The sequence below is a fragment of the Caulobacter sp. FG7 genome, assembly GCF_057808875.1.
Genome location: NZ_JBMDIW010000008.1, coordinates 53,410 through 78,713, shown reverse-complemented (window position 1 = coordinate 78,713; position 25,304 = coordinate 53,410). Strand labels below are relative to the sequence as shown.

General features: G+C 68.8%; 26 protein-coding genes. 19 read left to right on the top strand and 7 right to left on the bottom strand.

Going from position 1 to position 25,304, the window contains the following annotated elements; translation table 11 throughout:
* Nucleotides 1-8 precede the first annotated feature (8 nt).
* The 6 genes from flgE to ACODR1_RS08540 all read left to right on the top strand — a co-directional run bounded on the left by flgE (nucleotide 9) and on the right by ACODR1_RS08540 (nucleotide 6,718).
* Entirely contained in the window at nucleotides 9-1,286 is a 1,278-nt protein-coding gene (gene flgE / locus ACODR1_RS08565; protein ID WP_488880068.1) for a flagellar hook protein FlgE, read from the top strand.
* 5 nt (nucleotides 1,287-1,291) lie between these two features.
* A complete protein-coding gene (locus tag ACODR1_RS08560) occupies nucleotides 1,292-1,618 on the top strand; it encodes a hypothetical protein (protein WP_488880067.1) in 327 nt (108 codons plus the stop codon).
* Nucleotides 1,619-1,622: 4 nt separating this feature from the next.
* Nucleotides 1,623-3,350, top strand: coding sequence for a flagellar hook-associated protein FlgK (gene flgK, locus ACODR1_RS08555; protein WP_488880066.1), 1,728 nt, complete (start codon nucleotides 1,623-1,625; stop codon nucleotides 3,348-3,350).
* Nucleotides 3,351-3,352: 2 nt separating this feature from the next.
* Complete coding sequence (locus tag ACODR1_RS08550; protein ID WP_488880065.1) at nucleotides 3,353-4,249, top strand: flagellin; 897 nt, start codon at nucleotides 3,353-3,355, stop codon at nucleotides 4,247-4,249.
* A gap of 222 nt (nucleotides 4,250-4,471) precedes the next feature.
* Nucleotides 4,472-5,368 (top strand): intradiol ring-cleavage dioxygenase, encoded by an 897-nt coding sequence (locus ACODR1_RS08545; RefSeq protein WP_488880064.1) that lies wholly within the window; start codon nucleotides 4,472-4,474, stop codon nucleotides 5,366-5,368.
* A gap of 210 nt (nucleotides 5,369-5,578) precedes the next feature.
* Nucleotides 5,579-6,718: a DUF3089 domain-containing protein gene (locus ACODR1_RS08540; protein ID WP_488880063.1), complete on the top strand. Its 1,140-nt coding sequence runs from the start codon at nucleotides 5,579-5,581 to the stop codon at nucleotides 6,716-6,718.
* 124 nt (nucleotides 6,719-6,842) lie between these two features.
* Here ACODR1_RS08540 and ACODR1_RS08535 read toward each other — a convergent pair whose 3' ends face one another.
* Entirely contained in the window at nucleotides 6,843-7,022 is a 180-nt protein-coding gene (locus ACODR1_RS08535; protein ID WP_488880062.1) for a DUF1328 family protein, read from the bottom strand.
* Nucleotides 7,023-7,132: 110 nt separating this feature from the next.
* Between ACODR1_RS08535 and cobT the strand changes: the two genes are divergently transcribed.
* From cobT to ACODR1_RS08510, 5 genes are all read left to right on the top strand, one after another.
* Entirely contained in the window at nucleotides 7,133-9,061 is a 1,929-nt protein-coding gene (gene cobT, locus ACODR1_RS08530; protein ID WP_488880061.1) for a cobaltochelatase subunit CobT, read from the top strand.
* Nucleotides 9,058-10,128, top strand: coding sequence for an esterase-like activity of phytase family protein (locus ACODR1_RS08525; protein WP_488880060.1), 1,071 nt, complete (start codon nucleotides 9,058-9,060; stop codon nucleotides 10,126-10,128). The genes cobT and ACODR1_RS08525 overlap by 4 nt, the downstream gene beginning before the upstream one ends.
* Before the next feature lie 57 nt (nucleotides 10,129-10,185).
* Nucleotides 10,186-10,383: a hypothetical protein gene (locus tag ACODR1_RS08520; protein ID WP_488880059.1), complete on the top strand. Its 198-nt coding sequence runs from the start codon at nucleotides 10,186-10,188 to the stop codon at nucleotides 10,381-10,383.
* 471 nt (nucleotides 10,384-10,854) lie between these two features.
* Nucleotides 10,855-11,166: a hypothetical protein gene (locus ACODR1_RS08515; protein WP_488880058.1), complete on the top strand. Its 312-nt coding sequence runs from the start codon at nucleotides 10,855-10,857 to the stop codon at nucleotides 11,164-11,166.
* A 288-nt stretch (nucleotides 11,167-11,454) separates the two neighbouring features.
* Nucleotides 11,455-11,757 (top strand): hypothetical protein, encoded by a 303-nt coding sequence (locus ACODR1_RS08510; RefSeq protein WP_488880057.1) that lies wholly within the window; start codon nucleotides 11,455-11,457, stop codon nucleotides 11,755-11,757.
* A gap of 271 nt (nucleotides 11,758-12,028) precedes the next feature.
* On the opposite strand, the gene rpmB is transcribed toward ACODR1_RS08510, so the two are convergent.
* Nucleotides 12,029-12,328, bottom strand: coding sequence for a 50S ribosomal protein L28 (gene rpmB, locus ACODR1_RS08505; protein WP_488880056.1), 300 nt, complete (start codon nucleotides 12,326-12,328; stop codon nucleotides 12,029-12,031).
* Between the two features lie 212 nt (nucleotides 12,329-12,540).
* Between rpmB and ACODR1_RS08500 the strand changes: the two genes are divergently transcribed.
* Together ACODR1_RS08500 and ACODR1_RS08495 are read left to right on the top strand one after the other, a co-directional pair.
* Nucleotides 12,541-12,984, top strand: a complete 444-nt coding sequence (locus ACODR1_RS08500) for a DUF3617 domain-containing protein (protein ID WP_488880055.1) — start codon at nucleotides 12,541-12,543, stop codon at nucleotides 12,982-12,984.
* A 321-nt stretch (nucleotides 12,985-13,305) separates the two neighbouring features.
* Nucleotides 13,306-13,518, top strand: coding sequence for an MbtH family protein (locus ACODR1_RS08495; protein WP_488880054.1), 213 nt, complete (start codon nucleotides 13,306-13,308; stop codon nucleotides 13,516-13,518).
* Between the two features lie 213 nt (nucleotides 13,519-13,731).
* On the opposite strand, the gene ACODR1_RS08490 is transcribed toward ACODR1_RS08495, so the two are convergent.
* Nucleotides 13,732-14,238 carry a winged helix-turn-helix transcriptional regulator gene (locus ACODR1_RS08490; RefSeq protein ID WP_488880163.1) on the bottom strand — a complete coding sequence of 169 codons (507 nt, stop codon included), beginning with the start codon at nucleotides 14,236-14,238 and terminating at the stop codon, nucleotides 13,732-13,734.
* Nucleotides 14,239-14,480: 242 nt separating this feature from the next.
* Between ACODR1_RS08490 and ACODR1_RS08485 the strand changes: the two genes are divergently transcribed.
* The 6 genes from ACODR1_RS08485 to ACODR1_RS08460 all read left to right on the top strand — a co-directional run bounded on the left by ACODR1_RS08485 (nucleotide 14,481) and on the right by ACODR1_RS08460 (nucleotide 20,597).
* Nucleotides 14,481-15,671 carry an acetyl-CoA C-acyltransferase gene (locus tag ACODR1_RS08485; RefSeq protein ID WP_488880053.1) on the top strand — a complete coding sequence of 397 codons (1,191 nt, stop codon included), beginning with the start codon at nucleotides 14,481-14,483 and terminating at the stop codon, nucleotides 15,669-15,671.
* A 372-nt stretch (nucleotides 15,672-16,043) separates the two neighbouring features.
* Complete coding sequence (locus tag ACODR1_RS08480; RefSeq protein WP_101715332.1) at nucleotides 16,044-16,340, top strand: hypothetical protein; 297 nt, start codon at nucleotides 16,044-16,046, stop codon at nucleotides 16,338-16,340.
* Nucleotides 16,325-16,612 carry a hypothetical protein gene (locus tag ACODR1_RS08475; RefSeq protein ID WP_488880052.1) on the top strand — a complete coding sequence of 96 codons (288 nt, stop codon included), beginning with the start codon at nucleotides 16,325-16,327 and terminating at the stop codon, nucleotides 16,610-16,612. Before ACODR1_RS08480 ends, ACODR1_RS08475 begins: the two co-directional genes overlap by 16 nt.
* 61 nt (nucleotides 16,613-16,673) lie before the next feature.
* On the top strand, nucleotides 16,674-17,267 hold the full coding sequence (gene msrA / locus ACODR1_RS08470; protein ID WP_488880051.1) for a peptide-methionine (S)-S-oxide reductase MsrA: 594 nt from the start codon (nucleotides 16,674-16,676) through the stop codon (nucleotides 17,265-17,267).
* 205 nt (nucleotides 17,268-17,472) lie between these two features.
* Nucleotides 17,473-18,846, top strand: a complete 1,374-nt coding sequence (locus ACODR1_RS08465) for a DUF4139 domain-containing protein (RefSeq protein ID WP_488880050.1) — start codon at nucleotides 17,473-17,475, stop codon at nucleotides 18,844-18,846.
* A 284-nt stretch (nucleotides 18,847-19,130) separates the two neighbouring features.
* The gene (locus ACODR1_RS08460) at nucleotides 19,131-20,597 is read left to right on the top strand and encodes a DUF4139 domain-containing protein (protein ID WP_488880049.1); all 1,467 of its coding nucleotides are present in this window, start codon (nucleotides 19,131-19,133) and stop codon (nucleotides 20,595-20,597) included.
* A gap of 63 nt (nucleotides 20,598-20,660) precedes the next feature.
* Here ACODR1_RS08460 and ACODR1_RS08455 read toward each other — a convergent pair whose 3' ends face one another.
* From ACODR1_RS08455 to ACODR1_RS08440, 4 genes are all read right to left on the bottom strand, one after another.
* Nucleotides 20,661-21,275: a DUF1134 domain-containing protein gene (locus tag ACODR1_RS08455; RefSeq protein WP_488880162.1), complete on the bottom strand. Its 615-nt coding sequence runs from the start codon at nucleotides 21,273-21,275 to the stop codon at nucleotides 20,661-20,663.
* Nucleotides 21,276-21,494: 219 nt separating this feature from the next.
* Complete coding sequence (gene murG, locus ACODR1_RS08450) at nucleotides 21,495-22,583, bottom strand: undecaprenyldiphospho-muramoylpentapeptide beta-N-acetylglucosaminyltransferase (protein WP_488880048.1); 1,089 nt, start codon at nucleotides 22,581-22,583, stop codon at nucleotides 21,495-21,497.
* A 77-nt stretch (nucleotides 22,584-22,660) separates the two neighbouring features.
* Entirely contained in the window at nucleotides 22,661-23,833 is a 1,173-nt protein-coding gene (gene ftsW / locus ACODR1_RS08445) for a putative lipid II flippase FtsW (protein ID WP_101720078.1), read from the bottom strand.
* Between the two features lie 206 nt (nucleotides 23,834-24,039).
* A complete protein-coding gene (locus ACODR1_RS08440; RefSeq protein ID WP_488880047.1) occupies nucleotides 24,040-25,149 on the bottom strand; it encodes an alpha/beta fold hydrolase in 1,110 nt (369 codons plus the stop codon).
* Between the last annotated feature and the right edge of the window lie 155 nt (nucleotides 25,150-25,304).

The following is a 25,304-nucleotide window of genomic DNA, read 5'->3' as shown; positions in this document are numbered from 1 at the left end:
CCGCAAACATGAGCCTGTCCTCCGCCCTCTCGACCGCCGTCTCGGGCCTTTCGGCCCAGAGCATCGCCCTGTCGGCGATCTCCGAGAACATCGCCAACGCCTCGACCACCGCCTACAAGACGACCGAAGTGTCGTTCCAGTCGCTGGTCAGCGGCGCCATGGGCACCAACACCTCGACCAGCTCGGTGGTGGCCAAGACCAACCAGGCGCTGAACGTCACCGGCGCCATCTCCTCCACCAGCGTGGCGACCAACATCGCCATCGACGGCTCGGGCTATTTCGTGGTCGCGGCCAATGCCGGCGACAGCGGCAGCGACCTCGTCTACAGCCGCAACGGCAGCTTCTCGACGGACGCCAACGGCTATCTGGTCAATAGCGAAGGCTATTACCTGATGGGCTATCCGACGGACTCCGACGGCGCCGTCCTGGCGTCCAACACCAGCGACCTGACCAGCCTGTCGGCGATCAATCTCGACTCGATCAGCGGCACGGCCAAGGCCACCTCGACGGTGAGCATGGCCGCCAACCTGCCGGCCGACGCCACGACGGGCCAGAGTTTCGACACCAGCATGGAGGTGATCGACTCCCTGGGCGTCAGCCACACGGTCGGCCAGACCTGGACCAAGACCGGCGACAACACCTGGTCGCTGAGCCTGTCGGACCCGACCCTGACCAAGGACAGCACGACCACCTCGGGCACGATCAGCCCGAGCACGGTGACCGTCACCTTCAACTCCGACGGCAGCCTGGCCACGACCGACCCGTCGCCGGTCAATATCAGCATCACCGGCCTGTCGACCGGCGCGGCCGACAGCGCCATCGTGCTGGACCTCGGCTCGACGGGCGGCACCGACGGCCTGACCCAGTACGCCTCGACCTCCTCGACCCTGTCGATCAGCCCGACCTTCGAGCAGGACGGCGCCAACTACGGCGAGCTGTCGGGGATCAGCATCGACGAGAGCGGCCTGGTCACGGCCAATTTCGACAACGGGGTCAGCCTGGCGATCTACCAGATCCCGGTCGCCACCTTCAGCAACCCCAACGGCCTGACCCACGTCTCGGGCACGGTCTATGACGAGAACACCGCCGCCGGCCAGGTGCACCTGAACCTGCCGGGCGAGGGCAACGCCGGCAGCCTGGTGGCCAGCGCGCTGGAGGGCTCGACCACCGACACGGCGACCGAGTTCAACAAGATGATCATCGCCCAGCAGGCCTATTCGGCCGCCTCGCAGGTGATCAGCGCCACCAGCGACATGTTCGACACCCTGATCCAGGCGGTCCGGTGAGCGTCATGGGCACGATCGAACGCCTGCATACCCGCGCCCAGAAGGCCCGCCGCGATCCCAAGACGCCCGTGGTCTCGTCGGTCGAGGAGGCCCGCGCCCTGGCCCGCAGCATCGCCGAGGGCTTGTCGGCGCTGTCGGACGACCAGCGCCTGCTCATGCTGTCGAACCTGCACGAGGTGCAGGCGACGCTGGAAGACCGCATGGCCAGCCTGGAGACCGAGATGGCCCAGGAGCGCGTGCGCATCCAGGCGGTGAACCGCGGCCTCAGCGCCCAGGCCGGCTATCGCGGCGGGGTGGCGTCGCTGCGCGATCACCGCCGGCGCAAGGACTGACGCCATGTCGCTGTCGTCGATCATCAGCTCGGCCTCGTCGGCCCTGTCGACCGCCCAGATGCAGATCGCGGTGGCCAACGCCAACGTGGCCAACGCCGACGACCTGACCTACAGCAGGAAGACGGTCAGCACGACGGCGACCACCGCCCTGAATTCGGCCTCCAGCGCCACCGTGCAGCGGGCGGCCGACACCTATCTGGCCAAGACCGTGGTCAAGACGGCGGCGGCCTCGGGCTACGCCTCCACGATCGACACCTACATGCAGTCCTACGACGCCGCCCTCGGTTCGGTGGACAGCGGCGATGACCTGTCCAGCCTGCTCGACGCCTTCTCCAGCGCCCTGACCGCCCTGTCGGCCAGCGCCGACAGCGACACGGCCAAGGCCGCGACGGTCTCGGCCGCTTCCGACCTGGCCGCGGGGATCAGCAGCCTGTCGGCCTCGATCCAGGACCTGCGCACCCAGGCCAACGCCGAGATCGCCACCACGGTCGACACCATCAACTCGACGCTCTCGACCCTGGCCTCGCTGAACGACCAGATCGTCTCGGTCACCGCCCAGGGCGGCGACGTCACCGCCCTGCAGGACCAGCGCGACGCGGCGCTGACCACCCTGTCGGGCCTGATCGGGGTCAGCAGCTACACCACCTCCGACAACCGCCTGGTGGTCTACACCACCGGCGGCGACCAGCTCCTGGGCACGACGGCGGCCAAGCTTTCCTACACCGCCTCCAGCGCGCTTTCCTCGACCAGCGCCTATCCGACCTCGATCTCGGGGATCACGCTGAACGGCAAGGACGTCACCGCAAGCCTCGAGTCCGGCCAACTGGGCGCGCTGGTCACCCTGCGCGACAAGACGCTGGTGGACGAGCAGGCCGAGCTCGACGCCCTGGCCTCGACGCTGATCGCCCAGGTCAACGCCATCAGCAACGCCGGCTCGGCCACGCCCGCGCCCAACGCCTTGACCAGCGCTTCCACCGTCTCTAGCGCCGACGCCTTCTCGGCGACCGGTACGCTGCGGGTGGCCGTCGTCGCTTCCAGCGGCTCGACCGTGTCGACCCAGGACATCGACCTGTCGGCCTATTCGACCCTGGCCGACCTGGTCAGCGCGCTGGACGCCGTCGACGGCCTGTCGGCCAGCATCGGCTCGGACGGCAAGCTCTCGATCACCGCCGACAGCAGCGCCAACGGCGTGGCCCTGGGCGACATCGGCGCCTCGGTGGGCGCATCAGCGCAGGGCTTCTCGGACTATTTCGGCTTCAACGACCTGTTCTCGGGTTCGACCGCCGCCGACATCGCCGTCTCGTCCAAGCTGTCGGGCGACTACAGCCTGCTGGCCAGCGCCGCCCTCGACACCACCACGACGCTGGCGGCCGGCGACCGGGCCTTGTCGACCTCCGACAGCACCACTGTCGACAAGCTCACCGCGATGCTGTCGGGCACGCTGAGCTTCGCCGCCGCCGGCGACCAGGCGGCCAAGACCGTCAGCCTGTCGTCCTATGCCTCGAGCTTCGTCTCGGGCGCGGCCACCCTCGTCGCCAACGCCTCGTCCAGCGCCGCCAGCGCCCAGTCGACCTACGAGGCGGCGACCACGCGGCTGCAGAACACCACCGCCGTCAATGTCGACGAGGAACTGGCCCTGCTGACCACCTACCAGTCGCAGTACGAGGCCAACGCTCAGCTCGTCTCGATGGTGCAGGAGTTGTTCGACACCCTGATCCAGATGGTGAACTGACCATGATCAGCCGCATCGCCACCTTCGGCCACTCCACGACCATGCTGGCCGCCAGCCTCAAGGTGCAGGCCAAGCTGGCCGACCAGCAGGCCCAGACGGCCTCTGGCCTGAAGTCGACCACCTACGGGGGCCTGGGCAGCAACACCGGCAGCCTGCTGCGCCTGTCCAGCCAGGGCGCCGCCCTCACGGCCGAGAACGCCGCCGCCCAGACGGCCACGACCTATGTCAACGCCGCCTATTCGGCCCTGGGCGACATCGCCGACCTGGCCACCACCATCAAGACCCAGCTGGCCTCGATGATCTCGAGCACCACGATCGACTCGGCCACAACCGCCCAGTACGCCACCAACTGGCTCAATGACCTGCAGGCGCTGATGAACAGCACCTCGGGCGGAACCTACCTGTTCTCCGGGACGGCGGGCGACACCGCCGCCGCCGACTTCAGCGACGCCGACTGGGATCCCTCGGCCGGCGTCGACGCCGACTTCTACCAGGGCTCGTCCAGCACCCGGACCTTCACCACCACCGACGGCCAGACCATCAACCTGTCGGTCTCGGGCGGCTCGGCGGCGTTCGAGAAGCTGGCCCGCGCCCTTTCGATGATTATCGCCTCGCCCGACGACAGCGACGTGGTCTCGGCCGCCTACGACCTGGCCGGCGAGGCCCTGACCGGCATCGGCTCGTTGCAGGAGCAGGTCTCGATCCAGGCCTCCACCCTCGACCGCCTGGTCGAGCGCAACGAGGCCAAGATCGAGAGCATCGACACCCTGGCCTCCAACCTCAAGGACGCCGACCTCGCCGAAACCGCCGTCCTCGCCACCCAGTACGAGACCCAGCTCGAGGCCATGTATTCGATGATCTCGACGCTCTCGTCGCTGAGCCTGACGAAGTATCTGTAGAGGGCAGATGCTCCCCCTGAAGGGGGAGCTGTCGCGGAGCGACTGAGGGGGAAATAACTGCGGCGCCGGAGACGCCCCCGACCTCATCAGGAACTTCCCCCTCCGGCCCTTCGGGCCACCTCCCCCCTTCAGGGGGAGGATCTTGATTGCAAACCCGCAAGACCTCGACATACGCCGGCAGGATCGCCCGGCCACAAGGGCGGCTCACGTTTCGGAGTCTCGATGCCCTCGCCCGTTTCCCCCAGCCGTCGCGGCCTGCTGGCCCTGGCCGGCGCCGCGCCGTTCGCCGCCATCGCCGCCTCGGCCCGCCCCGTGGCGGCGGCCGAGACCGTCTGCGCCCTGACGCCCCAGGTCACCCAAGGCCCCTACTGGTTCGATCCCAAGCTCGACCGCGCCGACATCACCGAAGGCAAGAAAGGCGCGCCGGTCACCGTAGCCCTGACCGTCGTCGACGGCGCCTGCCGGCCGCTGAAGGGGGCGCGGGTCGACATCTGGCATTGCGACGCGCAAGGCATCTATTCCGGCTACGAAGGCCAGGGCGACGACCACCAGACCGCCGCCAAGGGAGCGACCTTCCTGCGCGGCGCCCAGACTACCGACGGCGCGGGCAAGGTGGCCTTCAAGACCATCTGGCCGGGCTGGTACGAGGGCCGCACCCCGCACATCCACATCAAGGTGCACCTGAACGAGCGCACGGCCCTGACCGCCCAGCTGTTCGTGCCCGACGCCCTGTCGGAGTTCCTCTACGAGAACCTCCCGGCCTACAAGCGCCCCCGGGCGCGCGACATGTTCAACCGCCAGGACGGCATCGCCCTGCAAGGCGGCGAGGCCATGGTCGCCAGCATCAAGGAAGCCAAGGACGGCTACGTGCTGGCCCTGGTCCTGGGCGTCGATCCCGCCGCCGACTGGAAGGACGACGCGGGGATGGGCCCGGGCGGGCCCGGCGGTCCGCCGCCAGGAGGGATGGGGCCGCCTCCCGGCGGCATGAATCCGCCTCCGCAAGGCATGAATGGCCGTCCGCCCGGCCCGCCGCCTGGCGGCTTCCCCAATGGCGGCCCGCCGCATCACGAAGCCCCTACCGGCGAAGCACGGCTGAAGGCGATCGTGCCGGGGATTTGAGATCCTCCCCCTGAAGGGGGAGGTGGCCCGAAGGGCCGGAGGGGGAAGTCGTCTCTGACCCCGACGCCGCCACAAACGCCGCAACAACTTCCCCCTCAGTCGCTCCGCGACAGCTCCCCCTTCAGGGGGAGCATCTTTCCGCCCTTCCCTCCTCCGCCCCCACACGCCATCCTCCCCGCCAAACGGCGTTCGGCCTGCGAGGGGATGGAAATGCACAAGACGATCTGGGCCGCGCTGGCGGTCTCGATGGGGCTGGCCGGAACGGCCTGCGCCCAGCCGGCGCCGACAGGGCCCCAGCCCAGGAACGACTATGCCCAGGACTCCGCCTGGCTGTGCCGTCCCGGCCGCCAGGACGCCTGCGCCCAGGACCAGACCGCCACGATCGTCGCCGCCGACGGCGCCACGAAGGTCGAGACCTTCAAGGCCGATCCAAAGGCCCCGATCGACTGCTTCTACGTCTATCCGACCGTGTCGACCGATCCCGGCGGCAACAGCGACATGACCATCGACCCGGCCGAAACCATCGTCGCCGAGCAGCAGTTCGCGCGCTTCGGCCAGGTCTGCCGCACCTTCGCGCCGATGTACCGGCAGGTGACCCTGGCCGCCCTGCGTCAGGTGATGCAGGGCAAGGCCTCGCCGGGCGACGAGAACCTGGCCTATGGCGACGTGCTGGACGCCTGGAAGGACTACCTGGCCCGCGACAACGGCGGCCGCGGCGTCGTGCTGATCGGCCACTCGCAGGGCTCGCGCGTGCTGCTGCGGCTGCTGGCCGAGGAGATCGACGGCAAGCCGGTCCAGAAGCAGCTGGTCTCGGCCCTGATTATCGGCATGAACACGCCCATCGACCCGGCGACCGACGCCTATGGCGGGATCAAGATGTGCCGTCAGCCGGGCCAGACCGGCTGCATCGTCTCCTACGTGTCGTTCCGCGCCTCTAGCCCGCCAGCCGAACCGGCCTTCTTCGGCAAGGCTGAAGGCGCCAAGCGCGCGGCCTGCGTCAACCCGGCCGCCCTGGCCGGCGGCGAGGCCCCGCTGCACAGCTATTTCAGCGACAAGACCATCGCCGGCGCGCCGCGCAAGACGCCCTGGATCAAGGGCAAGGACGTCACCACGACCTTCGTCTCGACGCCGGGCCTGGTCACCGCCGAATGCGCCACGAGCGGCCCCTACGACTACCTGGCCATCAAGGTCCACGGCGTCCCGGCCGACCCGCGCGTCGACGATATCCCCGGCGACCTGATGGTGCTGGGCTCGCCGCTGAAGGCCTGGGGCCTGCACCTCGCCGACGTCAACCTGGCGATGGGGGATCTGGTGGCCCTGGTCGAGGCGCAGGGGAAGGGCTGGAGGTAGGCCGGAGGAGACCCCCCTCCGGCTCTTCGGGCCACCTCCCCCAGAGGGGGAGGATCTTTCGCGGCCTAGATGCTCCCCCTCTGGGGGAGCTGTCGCGCAGCGACTGAGGGGGTCTTTACCCCCTCTATTTCCCTGTCACGCCCTTGAAGATCCCCATGCCCAGCACGAGGACGACGAGGAAGACGATCAGGAACAGGAAGAACAGGATCTTGGCGACGCCGGCCGCGGCGCCCGCGATGCCGGTGAAACCGAGCGCGCCGGCGATGATGGCCACCACGGCGAAGATCAGAGCCCATTTCAGCATGGGTAAGCTCCTTGCACTGGGCCCGCGTGATGCAGGCTTCGCAGGATCAACGTCGCCTTGGCGCGCGTCGTTCCTTGTGTTCGCCGGCCCGCGCCGCTAACTCCAAAGCCATGGCCGCCAAGCCCGAGAACCCGACCGAACCCTTCAAGCGCGCCCTGGCGCACGCCGCCCGCTCGCTCGCCGAGACGCCGGACCTCGAGATCGTGTTTTCCGGCGAGTCGCCGGGCCTCGTGGGCAACCGCGCCGTGCTGCCGCATCCGCCCCGCGACCTGTCCGGCCCGGACGCCGCCCGCCTGCGCGGCATGGCCGACCAGATCGCCCTGCGCCTGGCCCACCACGACCCGTCGACCCACGCCCGCTCGCGTCCGGCCGCGCCCGACGCCCAGGCGATCTACGAGTCGCTGGAGCAGGCCCGCATCGAGGCCATCGGCGCCAATGCGCTCGGCGGGGTGCGCGCCAACCTGACGACGGTGCTGGAGACCCGCCTCGAAAAGCAGGGCCTGACCCGCGCCGTCGCCTTCGACCGCAACAACGCGCCCATGGCCGAGATCCTGGGCCTGATGGTGCGCGAGCGCCTGACCGGCGACGCCCCGCCCGACGGCGCGAAAGCCCTGGTCGAGATCCTGCGCGCCGATATCGAGAGCAAGGCCGGCAAGGACCTCGACCGCCTGGCCGCCGCCGTCGACGACCAGGCCGCCTTCGCCAAGGTCACCCGCCAGATCCTGCGCGACCTCGACCTGGGCGACGACGTCAACGACGCCACCGAGTCCTCGGATGAAGACGAGGGCGACGACGAAAACCCCACCGACACCGCCGACGACGATCAGGGCGACGGCGAAGGCGAGCAGACCGACGGCTCCTCCCCGCAGGAAAGCGAGGCCTCCGACCGCGAGAGCCAGGCCGGCGACGAAGAGATCGTCCAGTCCGACCAGGAAGGCGAGGCCCAGGACAGCGAAGAGACGCCCGACATGGGCGACGGCGCCAAGCCGGCCCGTCCCGATCCGTCGGCCGACAAGGGCGGCGAGCCGGCCTACAAAGTGTTCACCACGGCCTATGACGAGGTTGTCTCGGCCGAGGAGCTTTGCGATCCGGACGAACTGACCCGCCTGCGGGCCTATCTCGACCAGCAGCTGTCGGCCCTCTCCAGCGTCGTCTCGCGCCTGGCCAACAAGCTGCAGCGCCGCCTGCTGGCCCAGCAGAACCGCGCCTGGACCTTCGACCTCGAGGAAGGGATGCTCGACGTCGCCCGCCTGACGCGGGTGATTATCGACCCCACCGCGCCGCTGTCCTTCAAGCAGGAGGAAGACCAGGAGTTCCGCGACACGGTCGTGACCCTGCTGATCGACAATTCCGGCTCGATGCGCGGCCGCCCGATCATGGTCGCGGCCGTCTGCGCCGACATCCTGGCCCGCACGCTGGAGCGCTGTGGCGTCAAGACCGAGGTGCTGGGCTTCACCACCCGCGCCTGGAAGGGCGGAACCAGCCGCGACGAGTGGATCAAGGCCGGCAAGCCGCCCTCGCCCGGCCGCCTGAACGACCTGCGCCACATCGTCTACAAGGCCGCGGATGCGCCCTGGCGCCGGGCCCGCAAGAACCTGGGCCTGATGATGCGCGAGGGTCTCCTGAAGGAGAACATCGACGGCGAGGCCCTGATGTGGGCGCACCAGCGGGTGGTCAACCGGCCCGAAGCCCGCCGCATTCTGATGGTGATTTCCGACGGCGCGCCGGTGGACGACTCCACCCTGAGCGTCAATTCGGGCCACTATCTGGAGCGGCATTTGCGGCAGGTCATCGCCGAGATCGAGGGCAAGAGCCCGGTCGAGCTGATCGCCATCGGCATCGGCCACGACGTCACCCGCTACTACCGCCGCGCCGTCACCATCGTCGACGTCGAGCAGCTGGGCGGGGTGCTGGTCGAGCAGCTGGCCGCCCTGTTCGACGAGGAGCCGCGCACCGCCGTGCGCGCCCGCGGCCTGCTGCCGCCGCCGCCGACCGTCGTGCCCTCCGCCCCCAAGGCCGCGCGCAAGGTTTCGGCGTGATCGGACTGCGCAGCCTGCTCGTTCTTGGCCTGGCCGGCGGCATGCTGGCCCAGTGCGGACCCAAGCCCGCCCCGCCGCCGCCCGTCGTGCTGCCCGCCGCCCCGGTCAAGGTCGGGCCCGAGATCGGCCTGACCGTCGCGCCCGTGCCGCTGAACGCCTCGGACGCGACCCAGACGGCCGTGGGCCGCTTCGTCTATGCCGGCGGCCTCCACGTCACCAGCGCCGACACCAGCCGCCTACACGGCCTGTCGGACCTGATCCTGACCGACAACAACGGCCTGGAGGCGGTCACCGACGACGGCGACCGCTTTTCCGCCCGGCTTGTGCTCGACGCCAACGGTCGCCTGGTCGGCCTGACCGACGGCAAGCTGTCGCCCCTGCTGGGCGTTGACGGCGAGGGCCTGCGCGGCAAGACGCAGGGCGACGCCGAGGGCCTGGCCCGCCTGCCCAACGGCGAGCGCCTGGTCAGCTTCGAACGCGATCACCGCATCTGGCGCTACGCCGTCGGCGCCGACGGCCAATGGAGCCGCCCGGCGGTCGCGCCCAAACCCGCCACCGTCTTCCCCGACAACGAGGGCATGGAGGCGATCACCGCCTATCCGGCCGCCGGCCCCGACGCCTATCTGGTCGGCGGCGAGGAGGGCGAGGCCTGGCTGTGCCGGCTGTCGGCCAGCTGCCAGTCGATCGCGCCGCAGACGCCCAACGACTTCACCTGGGGCCTGTCGGGCTTCGCCGCCTTCCAGGGCAAGGCGCTGGCCACCCTGCACCGGGCCTACGACCCCGTGCGCGGCTGGCGCGCCCAGGTGCGGTTCCTGCCCGACCCGCTGCTGCCGGCGGCCAAGCAATATCCGCTGGCCACCCTGATGCTGGACGGCCAGGTCACCCGCGACAATTTCGAGGGCATCGCCCTGGCCGCCGGTCCCGATGGCGCCACGCGGATCTACCTGCTGTCGGACGACAACGGCGGGTCGATGAACCAGCGCACCCTGCTGCTGGCCTTCGACTGGACCCCGCCGCCGCCTCAGCCCGCGCCCCCGCCTGCTCCTCCGAAGAAGAAGCGCCGCTGAGCCCGCATAGTCTGGCTGCTTCTTGCCACGGCTGCGCCGCGCGCTAGGGTCAGGCCCATGCGTTGGGACCTGTCCAAATATCCGCTTCTGGCGCTGCCGATCCTGGGCGGACAGTTCCTGTTCGACATCATCGACGACGGCTTCGCCGACGCCGTCCGCCACTTCCCGACCCGCCTGCTGATCATGAGCGCCGTGGTGGCTGTCGCCTGCCTGGCGACCTGGGCCTGGCGCCGCCGCAAGCGGACCTTCCGCTAGCGCTCACGCCAGGCCCGACCGAGTCGCGTCCCTCCCCCGCCGGAATCACGGCTAAAAGCCGCCAGCCCCTGTGGCTCATCGGCAACAGCGGCGGATCGCCCCCTTCGCCCGAAGGCCCAGGATCGTCTGTTGGGCGGCCGTGCTAAGCACCGCCGCCATCGTGGCCAGGACCTTCCCGCCGATCGCCGAAAGTCGGGTTCAGCGTCGCGTGCGGGAACCACTGATGGGGATAATTTCACCTGAAACTAATAGGTTTTGAGGCGCTTATTTGCTGCACAGACTGCCTTTTGCGCACGCACTGTTCGTCGGCGTCGCAAAAAATTGACACCGGGAGCGAAAAAGGCGCTTGATATGACAACGCTGTCAGGCCTATCTAGTTCGTGACGGCGACGAACTGGCGAGATCCGGTCGGCCGTCAGAGGAACGCATCGGGAGGAGGTTGATCCCAACCCCCTTTCCGGAATGACTGAAATGCAACGTGTGTTTGTTCTGGCCGCTTCGGCCATCGCTCTCCTGAGCGCCCCCGCCGCTTTCGCCGGTGAAGTCACCGTGAAGGTCGCCGGCCGCACCACCGCCGCCGTGCACGCCGACATCGTCAAGGCCGCCACCTCGGTGTGCCAGGAAGACAACGGCTCGACCACCTACGGCGCCGACGTGCTGCCCTACTGCGTCCGCGACGTGGCCCGCGCCGCCGTCGAAAAGGTCGGCAGCCCGACCCTGACCGCCTACGACAAGACCCAATGGCGCCCGAACGGTCTGATCAAGACCGCCTCGGCCCGCTAAGCGCTTCAAGCCTTAGCCCATCGGGACCAGAGCCCGCGGAGCCCCCGCTCCGCGGGCTTTTGCTTGCCTGGATCGCCGATCATGACACCGGTAACAAGCGCGTGAAATCAATAACTTCACCCAAAAGTTGCGACAACATGACTGTTGATAACTAATCATCGATGAGCTATGGCTGTTCTCCGGCGACAGAGCGGGCGAGATCCTGGACCAGTCGCCGGAGGAACGCGTCGGGAAGCGGTCGATCTGAACCGTGCGCTTAAGGCGCCGCCCGACCTGGAATCCATCCCGATGATCCGCTCCGCCGCTCTCGCTCTCTCCGCCCTGGCCCTGCTGGCCGCCGCTCCGGCCGGCGCCGCCGAAGTCCGCGTCAAGGTCGCCGGCCGCGCCGCCGCCGACGTCCGCGCCGACATCGTCAAGGCCGCCTCGACCGTCTGCTGGCAAGACGTCCGCGGCGAGTCGCTGGCCATGTACCTGTACCCGGCCTGCGTCCGCTCGTCGGTCAACGACGCCGTGGCCAAGCTCGGCGACGCCGACCTGATCGCCTACAATACCGCCAACCCGGCCAAGCCGCTGGAAATGGCCGCCCGCTAAGGCGCAGGCCAGCCTCCAAGGCTTCAAGAGCCGCCGTCGCCCCGCGACGGCGGCTTTTTGCTGGACGCTGCGCTAGCTCCCGCCTCTGGGGGAGGTGGCCCGGAGGGCCGGATGGGGAAGGCCGCAGGCCGCAGCCCCCTCAGTCGCTCCGCGACAGCTCCCCCTTTGGGGGAGCATCTCAAACCGGGAAACGCGAAAAAGCCCGCCAGGCGAACCTGGCAGGCTTTTCGTATTCGACCGCCAGCCCCTGAGGACTGGAGGGTCGAAAGGCTTAGGCGGCTTGCGCGGCGGCCTTGGCCTTGGCCTTCACCTGGGCCTTGATCTTCAGGGCGCGCGGCGACAGCTGCTCGTCCTTGGCGCCCAGCAGGAACACGTCCAGGCCGCCCTTGAAGTCCAGGGTGCGCAGGGCAGCGTTGCTGATGCGCAGCTTGAAGGTTTGACCCAGCGATTCCGACTGCAGCGAAGCAGGCGACAGAGCCGGCAGGAAGCGGCGCTTGGTCTTGATGTTCGAGTGGCTCACGTTGTGGCCGATCATCGGACCGACGCCCGTGAGTTCGCAACGGCGCGACATGACGAGTACCTTGGGCTAGGCGAAGCCGAAGGCCCCGCGAACATAATGTCAGGCGCGCTTCCGGACAGGTCCGCCGCGCGAGAGGGGGCCGTATAGGCGATGGAGCCTGCCAGAGTCAAGGCGCATGGGCTTGAACGCTCGCCATCACCTCGCCTTCAATCGCGGTTCATCTGCGCCTTCCTATATACGCGGCCATGAAGGAGTTCGACCGCATGCGCCCTATCGCCCTCGCTGTCCCCGCCCTCGCCGCTTCCCTGGCCGTGGGATTCGCCGCGACCGCGCCGGCGAAGGCCGCCGCGCCGAAGGCGACGATTCTGCCCGGTCACTGGGAATACAGCTACCGGATCGGCATCATCCCGGCCGGCAGCGAGGACAAGTGCATCAAGCCGGCCGACGCCGCCCAGTTCTCCAAGGGCATCTGCACGCGCCGCTACAAGTGCGACTACACCACCAACCAGGTCGACGACGGCAAGATCGCCCTGAAGGGCACGTGGACCGACAAGAAGGGCCGCGTGGCCCCGGTCAGCGCCAAGGGCGCCTACACGCCCGAGAGCTTCAAGCTCGACGTGAAGATGAAGACCATCAACGGCCTGCCCATCGCCGGCGTGATGAGCGCCAAGCGCCTGGCCGCCACCTGCCCCGCCGACGTCGACTGACCACGCTCGCCAAACGTCGCTTGCGGAACGGCGCTCAGGGAACGCCATTGTGGTTAACCGACGTTAAGCTACAATAGCTTGTAGGGAACAAATCCCGAATCGGACCGTGTCAGCGATTCGGTCCTGATTCGTTTCGCCCGCGTTCTTGCGCTTCAAGCCTTGCCGTTAACTTGGCTGTGGACGCCCGGCGGTTACCCCCAGGATTTCGCGCGCCAGACCGCAACCCTTCCAGGCGCAGCGCGCACGCACCGACCCTAGATTGACAGGCGACGCCGTCCGGCCGAGCCTGAACCGCTCAAGTACGGGATCAAGGCGGGGGCCATGCACGAGCAGGAAGACAACACGCTCTACACCGTGGTGGTGAACCACGAGGAACAATACTCGATCTGGCCAGCCGACCGCGAACCGCCGCTCGGCTGGCGCAGCGCCGGCTTCACGGGCCTGAAGAGCCAGTGCCTGGAGTTCATCAAGAACGTCTGGACCGACATGCGACCCAAGAGCCTGCGCGAAGCCATGGACCGCGATCGGTCCTAGGCGCCCTAGTCAAATTGCGCGGATAGTTCTTACGCGTCATCCCGGCCGAAGGACCGCGTAGCGGGCCGCAGAGCCGGGACCCAGGGGCCGCCTGCAGTGCGCCGGCCCCTGGGTCCCGGATAAGCCCTGCGGGCTTTCCGGGATGACGAGAAGTAATCGATTGAATGGGTTGGATCCGCCACGCCGCTCAATTGAGACCAAACCCTAGGCGCCCTACTCGGCCGCCACCTTCACCGCCACGGCCTCCAGGGCCTCGGCGACGGTCGGGCTCGGATCATCGTTGACCACCCGCGACAGGTCGCGGCCGTCGACCACCTGGCCGCACGCCTCGCAGGCCAGCTTGGGGTGGAAGTCGCAGCCGCAGGCCTTGTGCACGAAATGCACCGGGCCATTGCCCACGCCATAGACGTGGCGATCGCCCCACTCGGCCATGGTCAGCAGCACGTTCGACAGGTCGCGCCCCTTGGCGGTCAGCACGTATTCGTGGCGCGGCGGTCGCTCGGAATAGCGGCGCGTCTCCATCACTCCGTAGCCGACCAGGCTTTTCAGTCGCGCGGCCAGGACGTTGCGCGCCACCCCCAGGCGCTCCTGCCACTGCTCGAAGCGCCGCACGCCCTGGAAGGCGTCGCGCAGGATCAGCAGGGTCCAGGGATCGCCGACGACCTCGAGGGTGGCGGCGATGGCGCAGCGTTGCTGGCTATAGTCGGCGGTGCGGCCCATGGATGCGAAGGTGCGGCGTTCCGCGAGGGAATGCAAGGGCCGTTGCTTTTCAGTACGAACCAGGGTAGGTTTTTTATCGCAATTGACTCTCTCGGTTCATTGCTCGACTTTCCGGCCGACGACGGGAGCCGCCCTTCCGCCGCCGGCCGCTTCTTGCGCCGAACGCAGACGCAAGACACTTGCGCAGACGGGCCGATAGAGGGCCTATTCCACCGCAAAACAAACGTATCGGGAGTTCGTCCATGTCCAATCGCGCCGATCCTGTGGTGATCGCCAGCTTCGCCCGCACGCCGATGGGCGGCTTCCAGGGCGCGCTGGGCGGGGTGAAGGCCACCGAGCTGGGCGCGACCGCCGTCAAGGCCGCGCTGGAGCGCGCGGGCCTGGCCGGCGACAAGGTCGACCAGATCATCATGGGCTGCGTGCTGCCGGCCGGTCTTGGCCAAGCGCCGGCCCGCCAGGCCGCCCTGGGCGCGGGCCTGCCCAAGTCGGTCGAGGCCACGACCGTCAACAAGATGTGCGGCAGCGGCATGCAGGCCGCGATCATGGCCCACGACGCCCTGCTGGCCGGCAGCGCCGACGTCATCGTCGCCGGCGGCATGGAAAGCATGACGGGCGCGCCGTACCTGATGGCCAAGCACCGCGCCGGGGCCCGCATCGGCCACGACCAGATCTGGGATTCGATGTACCTCGACGGCCTCGAGGACGCCTACAGCCCCGGCAAGCTGATGGGCGCCTTCGCCGAGGACACCGCGGCCGACTACCAGTTCACCCGCGAGGCCATGGACGACTATGCGACCAAAGGCCTTCTCAAGGCGAAAGCCGCCGTCGAGGGCGGCGCCTTCGCCGCCGAGATCGCCCCGGTCACCGTCACCACCCGCAAGGGCGTCGAGACGATCGACAAGGACGAACAGCCGCTGAAGGCCGACCCGGCCAAGATCCCCACCCTGCGCCCGGCCTTTTCGCGCGACGGGGCGATCACGGCGGCCAACTCCAGCTCGATCAGCGACGGCGCGGCCGCCCTGGTCATGACCCGCAAGAGCGTCGCCGAGGCCTTGGGCCTGCCGGTGGTCGCCACCGTGGTCAGCCATGCCGCCCACGCCCATGAGCCCGGCCTCTTCACCACCGCCCCCGTGCCGGCCATGAAGAAGGCGCTGGACCGCGCCGGCTGGAGCGTCGCCGACGTCGACCTGTTCGAGGTCAACGAGGCCTTCGCCGTGGTGGCCATGATCGCCCAGAAGGAACTGGGCATTCCGGACGACAAGCTGAACGTCAACGGCGGCGCCTGCGCGCTGGGCCACCCGATCGGCGCGTCCGGCGCCCGCATTCTGTGCACGCTGATCTCGGCGCTCCAGGCCCGCAAAGCCAAGCGCGGCCTGGCCAGCTTGTGCATCGGCGGCGGCGAGGCCACGGCCATGGCGATCGAACTCGCCTAATTCTTGCCCAAGATGAGGCATTTCGGCCCGCCGCGCGGCAAGAGCTTGCGCGGCGGGCCGGCAAGCGTTACCTGTTGATCTGCAAGCCTACCTGGACCCCTTTCGACTCCATGCCCTCGCACCTGATTACCATCGCGCTCTTTACGACTGGCCTCTCGGCCGGCGTGGCGATGTGGTGCGCCATGATGTCGAAGATGAACCAGATTAAAACCGTGCCTGTCAGGACGGGGCAAAGACGGCGCGCAGACTAGGGACTTCCCTGGAAAACCAAGCCGAAGGATCACGAGATCCGAAAAAGCCCCGCCTCCGAAAGGAGCGGGGCTTTTTCGTTGCGCGGTCCGACGGTCCTCAAACTCACAAGGATCTTCGAACATGAGCTACCTGCCTTCCCCACCCGCCTTCCACAGCGACGACGACGGCGTCACCGTCCACCAGCTGTTCCTGTCGGCCCAGGACGCCCCCAGCGCGCTGGACGCCGTCCGCCAGAGCCTGGCCGACTGCGGCGCCGAGCTGTGCAACCTGTCCCTGAAGCCCGTCGGCCAGCTGGTCGAGGCCAGCTTGCGCGTCCGTCGTCTCGGCGATCAGGCCGCCCGCCTGCTCGCCCGCGACCTGGCCGCCTGGCCCGGCGTCAACTCGGCAAGCGTGGAACACCAGTGGGTGCGCCCGTGAGCCTTGGCGACGTAAGCGACCTCAAATCGGAAGAAGAAAAACGTCGTCTGTTTCTCGTGACCGCCGAGGACACGCCCGACGCCCTGATGCGGGTGCTGGGCGTGGCCAGCGTGCAGCAGGTGCGCCTGCGCGCCCTGACCGCCCAGCCCGAGGGCGCTGACATCGCCATTCGACTGGAGATCGACGACCAGGGCGACGACCGCGCCCAGGTGCTGGCCGCGCGCCTGGCGTCGGTTCCGGTGGTGCGGGGCGTCGGCCACGGCTGGCGCTGATCGCCTCCATCCTTTCGCCAGCTCGATCCGTACCTATCTCGAGCTCCTGAAAGGACCACCCATGCTCCGTCGCCTCCTCATCGTCCTGGCCCTGCTGGCCGCGCCCCTGGCCGCCCTGCCGGCCGCCGCCTCGGCCGCCGCGACCAAGACCGCCGTCTTCGCCGGCGGCTGCTTCTGGTGCATGGAGAACGACATGCGCGGCATCCCCGGCGTCGTGAAGGTCGAGAGCGGCTACACCGGCGGCCATGTGAAGAACCCGAGCTACCGAGACGTGACCAGCGAGCGCAGCGGCCACTACGAGGCCGTCCGCGTCACCTATGATCCGGCCAAGATCGAATACGCCTACCTGCTGTCACGCTACTGGAAGCTGGTGGACCCCACCGACGACGGCGGCCAGTTCTGCGATCGCGGCCCCTCCTATCGCCCCGCCGTCTTCGTCGACGCCGACCAGCGCCCCGCCGCCGAACGCTCGCGCGCGCTCGCCGCCCAGCGCCTGAAGACCGGCTCAATGAAGGCCCAGATCCTGCCGCTGCAGACCTTCTGGCCGGCCGAGGCCTATCACCGCGACTACGCCAGGAACAACGCCGTCGAATACCACCTCTACCGCACCGGCTGCGGGCGGGATCGCCGGCTGGCGCAGGTCTGGGGGAAGTAGGCGCTTCGCGCCCCCTCAGTCGCTCCGCGACAGCTCCCCCAAAGGGGGAGCATCTGTTCGGCTAGATCCTCCCCCTCTGGGGGAGGTGGCCCAGAGGGCCGGAGGGGGCCAGCGTCGGCGTCACAAAAATTACAGTCATAATCTCTCGACATTCCCTCGCGCGCATGGAAACCTCGCCGCAACGATAGAGGGAGACGCCGCGCCGATGCTTCGCGCCGCTTTGTTCGCCACCGCCTGCGTGGCCGCCGCTTCCGCCGCCCCCTTCCAGATGGCGCTCGCCCAGACCGCGCCGAAGGTCTCGGTCACCATCTACAACAGCAACCTGGCGCTCGTTCAGGACCAGCGGACCATCGACGTCGCCGCCGGCCGCCAGCGGCTGGAGTTCAGGGACGTCTCGGCCGCCATCCGGCCCGAGACCGTCAGCCTGTCCTCGCCCACCCTGGGCGTGGTCGAGCAGAACTTCGACTACGACCTCCTGACCCCCGACAAGCTGATGGAGAAGGCGGTCGGGCGGCAGATCAAGATCGTCCGCACCAATCCCGGCGACGGCAAGGAGACCACCGAGACCGCCACCGTCCTGGCCGCCAACGAGGGCGTGGTGCTGAAGATCGGCGACCGCATCGAGGTGTTGCGCGACGACGGCGTGCCCACCCGGGTGATCTTCGACAAGGTGCCCGAGACCCTGCGCGCGCGCCCCACCTTGTCGGTGACGGTCAACGCCGACAAGGCCGGCCCCACGCCGGTGACGCTCAGCTACCTGACCTCGGGCCTGTCGTGGGCGGCCGACTATGTCGCCCTGTTCGACGAGAAGAAGGGCGCGCTGGACCTGCAAGGCTGGATCACCCTGCAGAACAACTCCGGCACGGCCTTCGAGAACGCCCAGACCCAGCTGGTGGCCGGCAACGTCAACCAGTTCAACAACGGCGGCTACAACGGCGGCGCCACCTCGGCCGGGACCGAAGGCAGCGACCGCGAACGCATCGCCGACTACTACATCTATCCCCTGCCCGAACGGACCACGATCGCCTCCAACCAGAGCAAGCAGGTCGGCTTCCTCAGCGCCCAGGGCGTGGCGGCCAAGAAGGTCTACGAGGTGCGCGAGTACGGCTTCTCCAGCGACGCCAACCCGCAGAAGGCCATCACCGCCATCCAGTTCAGCAATTCCAAGCTGAAGGGCCTGGGCGACCAGCTGCCGGCCGGGACCATGCGCGTCTACATGCGCGACCAGGCCGGCGATCCCAAGTTCATCGGCGAGAACAACATCGGCCACACCTCGGCCGGCTCGGAGCTGTCGATCAAGACCGGCGAGGCCTTCGACGTCTCCAGCCAGGCGACGCTGGTCTCGCAGGAGAAGATCTCCAAGACCCGCTCGCGCTACGTCATGAAGTACCTTGTTCGCAACGCCCGCCCCGAGGCGGTGACGGTCGAGCTGCGCCAGGCCGGCCTGTGGCGCGACGGCAAGGTCACCGACGAAAGCCTGCCCAGCCGCCGTATCGACGCCCGCACCCTGGCCTGGAGCGTTCCCGTCCCCGCCAACGGCGAGACCGTCCTGACCTTCACGGTGGACAACGGCTGGTGAGGATGGGGCGCGCGGCCAGATCCTCCCCCCGAAGGGGGAGGTGGCCCGGAGGGCCGGAGGGGGAAGTCCCTGCGGAGAGAAGTGCGGTCGCTGACGATAGCGGCTGCTCCCCCCTCCGTCGGCTTCGCCGACACCTCCCCCTTCGGGGGGAGGATCTGGGTCTGCGCTCCGCCCTCGTCGCCCTTGCCCTGCTCTGCGCGCCAGCCATAGCCCGCGCGGAAGTCATCGCCTCGCCCGCCGCCGAGGCCGTCGCCGTCACCCTCTATCGCGACGGCCAGGGGCCGGTGCAGACGCTGTCGCCGTGGCAGAAACAGCAGGCCTTCGAGAAAGGCCTGATCCTGGTTAGCGAGACTCGCACGGTCGAGCTGCCGGCCGGCCGCCACAGCCTGCGCTTCGACGGCGTCGCCGAGGGCCTGATCCCGCAGAGCGCGGCCATCGAGGGCCTGCCCTCCGGCGCGGTCGAGCGCAACTACGACTATGCCCTGCTCAGCCCCGGAACCCTGGTCGAGCGCTCGCTCGGCAAGCCGGTGAAGGTGGTGCGCACCAACCGCGAGACCGGCCGCCAGTCCAGTGTCGACGCCACCCTGGTCCAAGGCCCGTCCGGCCTGATGGTCCGCACGGCCGAGGGCGTCGAGGTGCTGGGCTGCTCGGGCGGAGCCGAGCGCCTGGTGTTCGACCGCGCCCCCGAGGGCCTGTCCAGCAAGCCCAGCCTGTCGGCTCAGATCGACGTGCCGATGGCCGGGCGATACGCCCTGACCCTGACCTACCTGGCGATCGGCGTGAACTGGCAGGCCGACTATGTGGCCACCCTCAATCCTGACGGCCAAACCCTCGACCTGCTGGGCTGGCTGACCCTGATGAACAGCTCGGGCACGAGCTTCGCCGACGCACCCACCCAGCTGGTGGCCGGCAAGCTTCAGCGTGTGCCGGTCAACATCATCCGCCCGCGCGTGGTCCCCGTGCGCCGCGACTGCTGGCCGATGGACACCACCACGCACGGCCAGCCGGGCATGGCGGGGGCCATGGACGTCGGGGCCATGCCGGCCATGGCGCCGCCGCCTCCGCCCCCGCCTCCGCCGCCTCCCGCGCCGGCCATGGAGATGCGCGTGGCCGTCACGGCCAATCGGGTGATGGCCGAGCAGTCCGACCTCGGCGACTACAAGCTCTACACCCTGCCCGAACCGGTGACGGTGGCCGCCCGCCAGACCAAGCAGATGGCCTTCCTCGACGAGAAGGGCGTGCGCTACCAGCGGCTCTACGTCGTGCCGGTCAGCCCCTGGAACGACTACGACCAGGAACAGGCGATCGCCGCGCCCCAGGTCGTGCTGCGTCTCGAGAACAAGAAGACCGAGGGCCTGGGCAAGCCCCTGCCCTCCGGCGCCCTGTCGGTGATGGAAACGGTCGGCGGCATCCCTGCCTTCGCCGGCGAGCAGGCCGTGCGCGACGTCGCCGTCGGCGAGCCCGCCGACCTGGTGATCGGCCGCGGCATGGACGTGCGGGCCCGCCCTCGCCTCGTCGAGGACAAGCGCGCGGGCAAGACGACGGTGCGGCGCACCTACGAGGTCGACCTGGCCAACAACAAGTCGATCCCGATCACGGTCGAGATCCGCCACGACCCGAGCGTCCAGTTCTTCAAGGTGGTCTCCGAGCCGGCCAGGCACGACATCCGCCAAGGCCAGGTCGCCTGGCGCGTGACGCTGAAGCCGGGCGAGAGCCGCGTCTTCCGCTACGCCGTCAGGCACGCGGGCTGAGCCCACGAAAAAGGGCCCCGCTCCGGTCGGAGGGGGCCCTTTCGATCCATCGGCGCGAGCGCCTCAGAACGGCAGGATGTTGCGCTGGCGGCTGTAGGCCAGGTAGCCGATGTTGGCGCCCAGGCGCAGGCCGACGCCCGCGCGGATCGGGGCCAGGACGATGGTGTCGGCCTTCTGGTAGTTCACGCCCAGGCCGCCCACGAGATAGGCGCTGCCCTCGACGCCGGGGAAACGGCGGAAGATGGCGTCCGGGTATTGCAGGTTATAGCAGAGGGTGAAGACGCGGCTGGCGTTGCCGCCCCAGTCCCAACCCACCGAAGGGCCCTGCCAGAACACTTCCTGGGTCGGACGGTCCTTCATGTAGAGCAGGCCGCGGCCGTAGCGCAGGCCAACCGCGATGGCGCCCGAGCCCTCTTCGCCGGCCACGTAGCCGGTGGGCTGGCCGCGCTCGCGGAAGATCCGCTCGATCGCCGCGCCGGCGCTTTCGGCGGTCACGCCCAGGAAGTCGGACGTGGCGCGGACCATCTCGTCGGCCGAATAGGTCGCTGCAGCGCCGGTGTCGTAGGCCGGCCCGTTCGGATCTGGATTGCGCGGCTGCGAGGTGCTGGCGCAGGCGCCGAGGCCGACGGAGGTCAGGCCAGAGGCCATGCCGGAGAGGATCAGCGAGCGGCGGTCCATGTGTTTTTCTCGCAAGTCTAGAGCGTGGCAGCCGAAAGTGTCGGCGGTCTCGGCGACCGCCACGCTCTCATGCTTCATCTAGAGACCGCCTGTCTGCTCCTGGCATGCCAGGAACAGGCGGGCTCTACGTGTCTGCACTGTCACAGGTCTTCATGTCCGGTTTGGGGCGCGTTGCTTAACGGGCGGTTAAGCATGTTTCGCGCTCCAACCTTGCGAGACCTAACGCGCGGTGCGCTCGACCAGGTCCGCCAGGTGGTCGGCCGCGTCGGGCACGGCCACCGACCGGGCGCCCTTGGCCATGCGGGCCAGGCGCTCGGGGCTCTTGAGCAGGGCGTTCAGCGCCCCGGCCAGGGCGTCGACGGTCAGCTCGTCCTCGAGGCACACGGCCGCGCCGCCGGCCTCTTCCAGCAGCTTGGCGTTGAAGCGCTGGTGATCGTCGGCGGCGATCTTCAGCGGCACCAGGATCGACGGGCGGCCGGCCACGGCCAGTTCGCAGCAGGTCGACGAGCCGGCGCGGCCGACGACGATGTGGCTCTGGCGTAGGCGGCCGGCCATGTCGCGGAAGAACGGCGCGACCTCGCAGTCGACCATGGCGTTGCGATAGATCTTGCGGGCGTGCTCCATGCTCTCGGCGCGAGCCTGCTGGAACACCTTCATGCGGCCACGCATCTCTTCGGGCAGCTTGGCGATGGCCTCGGGCACCAGCTCCGACAGCAGGCGTGCGCCCTGGCTGCCGCCGGTGACGAGGATGCGCAGTTGCACCTCGGGCGGCAGGTAGGCCACCTGCGCCAGGTCGCGGATCTCCGGACGCACCGGGCTGCCGACCACGTGGGCGCGGGCCTTCACCGAGGGCTTGGCCATCTGCAGGGTCGGGAAGGCGCAGGCCACCTCGGTGACGTAAGGCGCCAGGAAGCGGTTCACGCGGCCCAGCACCGCGTTCTGCTCGTGGATCACCGTCGGGCGCTTTTCCAGCAGCGCGGCCAGCAGGGCCGGCAGGGCCGGATAACCGCCGAAGCCGACCACGACCGACGGATTGAGCCGCGCGAAGGCCTGCTTGGCCTGCAACACGCCTTGGGCGACGGCGATGCCGGCCTTGACCATGCCGATCGGGTCGTTGGCCTTGGCGGTGGCGGCCGACAGGGCCAGCCGCTCCTGGGCCGGGAACTTGTCGGCGTAGAACGCGCCGCGCTCATCGGTGGCCAGCACCACGCGCCAGCCGCGGCCGATCAGGGCCTCCGACAGCGCCTGGGCGGGGAACATGTGGCCGCCGGTGCCCCCGGCGGCGACGATCGCCAGCTTGCCGCTCATCAGGCCAGATCCGCCGCACGCACGGCGCAAGCCGGGAAGGTGTTACGCAACTGCAGTCTCCCTAACCCCGAGAGCCTTCAGTCGAAGGCGCCGGTCTGGCCGAACGGTCCGCCGCCGCCATAGGACCCGGGCCGCTTGCGCGTCAGCGCCAGCGCCATACCCAGGGTGAGTCCCATGGCCAGCATCGACGAGCCGCCGTAGCTGATGAACGGTAGGGTCATGCCCTTGGTCGGGATCATGTTCAAGTTCACAGCGACATTGATGAACGTCTGCTGGCCCAGGAGGACGAAAAGCCCGGCCGAAGCGACCTGTTCGAAGGGGTCGGCCAGCTTCATCGACTTGTAGAGCCCGCGCACCACGATGAAGGCGAACAGGCTGATCAGGGCCAGCGAGAAGACCAGGCCGTACTCCTCGGCGGCGACCGAATAGATGAAGTCGGTGTGCAGGTCGGGCACGTGGCGCTTCATGACGCCCTCGCCCGGACCGCGCCCGAACAGGCCGCCGGCATGGATGGCCTCGGCGGCGCGGGTCACCTGGTGGGTGTCGGCCTGGTCGGGGCTGAGGAACTTCTGCACGCGGGCGTGCACGTGGTCGAACAGGAAATAGGTCGAGGCCAGGCCGCCCAGCGCCACCGCCCCCAGGCCCATGATCCACGAGATCGGCACCCCGGCCATCCAGAACGCGGCCCCGAAGGCGATGGTGATCAGCACGGTCTGGCCGACGTCGGGCTGCATCAAGAGCAGGGCCACGGCGATGAAATAGAGGCCAAACGCGATCGACACGCCGGGCACGCCCTCGCCCTTCTGGCCCTCGGCGAACATCCACGACACCAGGATGATCAGGGCCGGCTTCATGAATTCCGACGGCTGGAAGGTGAAGCCGCCGATCATCAGCCAGCGGGCCGCGCCCTTGGCGCTGTGGCCGATGAACGGCAGGGCCGCCATGACCCCGATCGCGACGATGTAGATGAAGAAGGCCGCCCGCCGGATGCCCTTGGGGCTGAGCATCGACACGGCCAGCACGATGGTCGCCGCCCCGACGCCGAACACCAGCTGGCGGATGGCGAAGTGGAACTGGTCGTCGATGCCAATCCGCTGGGCCGCGGCCGGGCTCGAGGCGAACGACAGCAGGACGCCCAGGGTGACCAGGATCGCGGTCGCGCCCAGCAGCCAGCGATCGGTCGTCCACCACCACACCCCGAGGGGCGAGCGGTCGGTCCGGGCGAAGGCGTGGGCGGTCTGCTGGCGCATGGGGGCAAGAGTCGGGCGTTACGGTTAATCGAGTCTTGCCGCCGGCCGCGACGAAATCACGGCCGGCAGAAATTTTTCTATCATTCCACAGGCTTGAGCGTTGCGTGGTCCTCGTCCTTCGACAGGCTCGGGATGAGGACCAGGGACAGGCCGGGACGGCTGAAAACCTCACCCTGAGCCTGTCGAAGGGCGAGGTTTCGCCCCGCCTAACGCTTCGGCGGACCGTACTCCCAGGCCCTGGCCAGCGGCAGCACGTGATCATGCAGAGCCTGGCCGAAACGGACCGATTGCATCTGGATCGCCACGTGGCCCGTGCCCGGCAGCACCACCAGATCCTTGCTCGGCGTCTGCAGGCCGTCGAACCAGGGCCGCACGAAATCGGGATGATCGTACTCGCCCTGGATCAGCACCATCGGCATGGCGAAGTCCCGGCCCAAGGGCGCTGCCTTCCAGACGTGGTTGGCGTTGTAGACGGCCAGCGAGCGCTGGCGGCGGATGGTCCTGCCGGCGTCCCTGTGGGTCAGCAGGTCCTGGAGGCTCCAGTCGGGCATGGCCAGCGCCTGGCGATAGAGCTCTCTCTCGCTCTTCCTCGGACCTTCGGTCTTCAGATAGACCGGCTCGAGCGCGTCGACCTCCTTCCAGCGGCTGGGCGGGTCGTAGGGCGGCGGCCCCAGAGCGGTCAGCCTGGCCAGCAACTCCGGATGCTTGCCGGTCTTGGCCACGGCCAGCATGTGGTCGTAGACGTGGCGGTCGCGGGCGCTGTTGTCGACCGCCTGCCCCGTGCCGACATAGACCGAGAACAGGTCGGGCCGCCGGTGGGCCATGGTCAGAGCCACGCGCGAGCCCCACGACCAGCCGAGCACAGCGATGCGCGGCTTGTGCAGCCTGGTCCGCAGGTGCTCGCTCAGGGCCAGGCCGTCGGCGACGAAGCCGTCCAACCCCTGGTGCGGATCGATCTTGCCGCCCGCACGGGCCAGGCTCTTGCCGTGGTCGCGACGGTCCCAGTGGACGACCGTGAAGTCCTTCTCCCAGCTCTTGTAGTCCTCGGCGAACAGCGAGGTCGGCATGCCGCCGCCATGCACGACCAGCAGCACCGGATTGTCGAGGTTCTCGCCCCGGATCACGACCCACTGCTCGCCGCTGGGCAACTTGACGAAGCCGCTCTCCTGCACGCCGTCCTTGGCGTCGATCCGCAGCCGCTCGGCCGTCTGGTGCTGGAAGAACGCCCGCGTCGCCGCCGCGCCCCCGCCGATCGCGATCGCTGCGGCCGCCATGCCGATCGCGCCCCGGCGCAGCCATGTCTTTAGAGTGCCCATGCATCGCCCCACATTTGATTACAATTGTAGATTGAAACGAGGGGCGCAGATTCTACAAGCGTAATTTTCTCGTATACCGAAACCACCTGGCGGCGCCTCCTCCGGCCGCGCATCAAGATGCTCCCCCTGAAGGCGGAGCTGTCGCGGAGCGACTG

Excerpts from the sequence above, each read along its gene's own strand:
- ACODR1_RS08440 (WP_488880047.1), bottom strand. The coding sequence starts at position 25,149 with ATGGGCACTCTAAAGACATGGCTGCGCCGGGGCGCGATCGGCATGGCG.
- rpmB (WP_488880056.1), bottom strand. The coding sequence starts at position 12,328 with ATGTCGCGCCGTTGCGAACTCACGGGCGTCGGTCCGATGATCGGCCAC.
- ACODR1_RS08480 (WP_101715332.1), top strand. The coding sequence starts at position 16,044 with ATGAGCTACCTGCCTTCCCCACCCGCCTTCCACAGCGACGACGACGGC.
- murG (WP_488880048.1), bottom strand. The coding sequence starts at position 22,583 with ATGAGCGGCAAGCTGGCGATCGTCGCCGCCGGGGGCACCGGCGGCCAC.
- ACODR1_RS08500 (WP_488880055.1), top strand. The coding sequence starts at position 12,541 with ATGCGCCCTATCGCCCTCGCTGTCCCCGCCCTCGCCGCTTCCCTGGCC.
- ACODR1_RS08540 (WP_488880063.1), top strand. The coding sequence starts at position 5,579 with ATGCACAAGACGATCTGGGCCGCGCTGGCGGTCTCGATGGGGCTGGCC.
- ACODR1_RS08490 (WP_488880163.1), bottom strand. The coding sequence starts at position 14,238 with ATGGGCCGCACCGCCGACTATAGCCAGCAACGCTGCGCCATCGCCGCC.
- ACODR1_RS08535 (WP_488880062.1), bottom strand. The coding sequence starts at position 7,022 with ATGCTGAAATGGGCTCTGATCTTCGCCGTGGTGGCCATCATCGCCGGC.
- ACODR1_RS08495 (WP_488880054.1), top strand. The coding sequence starts at position 13,306 with ATGCACGAGCAGGAAGACAACACGCTCTACACCGTGGTGGTGAACCAC.
- flgK (WP_488880066.1), top strand. The coding sequence starts at position 1,623 with ATGTCGCTGTCGTCGATCATCAGCTCGGCCTCGTCGGCCCTGTCGACC.
- ACODR1_RS08515 (WP_488880058.1), top strand. The coding sequence starts at position 10,855 with ATGCAACGTGTGTTTGTTCTGGCCGCTTCGGCCATCGCTCTCCTGAGC.
- ACODR1_RS08560 (WP_488880067.1), top strand. The coding sequence starts at position 1,292 with ATGGGCACGATCGAACGCCTGCATACCCGCGCCCAGAAGGCCCGCCGC.
- ACODR1_RS08545 (WP_488880064.1), top strand. The coding sequence starts at position 4,472 with ATGCCCTCGCCCGTTTCCCCCAGCCGTCGCGGCCTGCTGGCCCTGGCC.
- ACODR1_RS08510 (WP_488880057.1), top strand. The coding sequence starts at position 11,455 with ATGATCCGCTCCGCCGCTCTCGCTCTCTCCGCCCTGGCCCTGCTGGCC.
- flgE (WP_488880068.1), top strand. The coding sequence starts at position 9 with ATGAGCCTGTCCTCCGCCCTCTCGACCGCCGTCTCGGGCCTTTCGGCC.
- ftsW (WP_101720078.1), bottom strand. The coding sequence starts at position 23,833 with ATGCGCCAGCAGACCGCCCACGCCTTCGCCCGGACCGACCGCTCGCCC.
- ACODR1_RS08455 (WP_488880162.1), bottom strand. The coding sequence starts at position 21,275 with ATGGACCGCCGCTCGCTGATCCTCTCCGGCATGGCCTCTGGCCTGACC.
- ACODR1_RS08520 (WP_488880059.1), top strand. The coding sequence starts at position 10,186 with ATGCGTTGGGACCTGTCCAAATATCCGCTTCTGGCGCTGCCGATCCTG.
- ACODR1_RS08485 (WP_488880053.1), top strand. The coding sequence starts at position 14,481 with ATGTCCAATCGCGCCGATCCTGTGGTGATCGCCAGCTTCGCCCGCACG.
- ACODR1_RS08465 (WP_488880050.1), top strand. The coding sequence starts at position 17,473 with ATGCTTCGCGCCGCTTTGTTCGCCACCGCCTGCGTGGCCGCCGCTTCC.
- msrA (WP_488880051.1), top strand. The coding sequence starts at position 16,674 with ATGCTCCGTCGCCTCCTCATCGTCCTGGCCCTGCTGGCCGCGCCCCTG.
- ACODR1_RS08550 (WP_488880065.1), top strand. The coding sequence starts at position 3,353 with ATGATCAGCCGCATCGCCACCTTCGGCCACTCCACGACCATGCTGGCC.
- cobT (WP_488880061.1), top strand. The coding sequence starts at position 7,133 with ATGGCCGCCAAGCCCGAGAACCCGACCGAACCCTTCAAGCGCGCCCTG.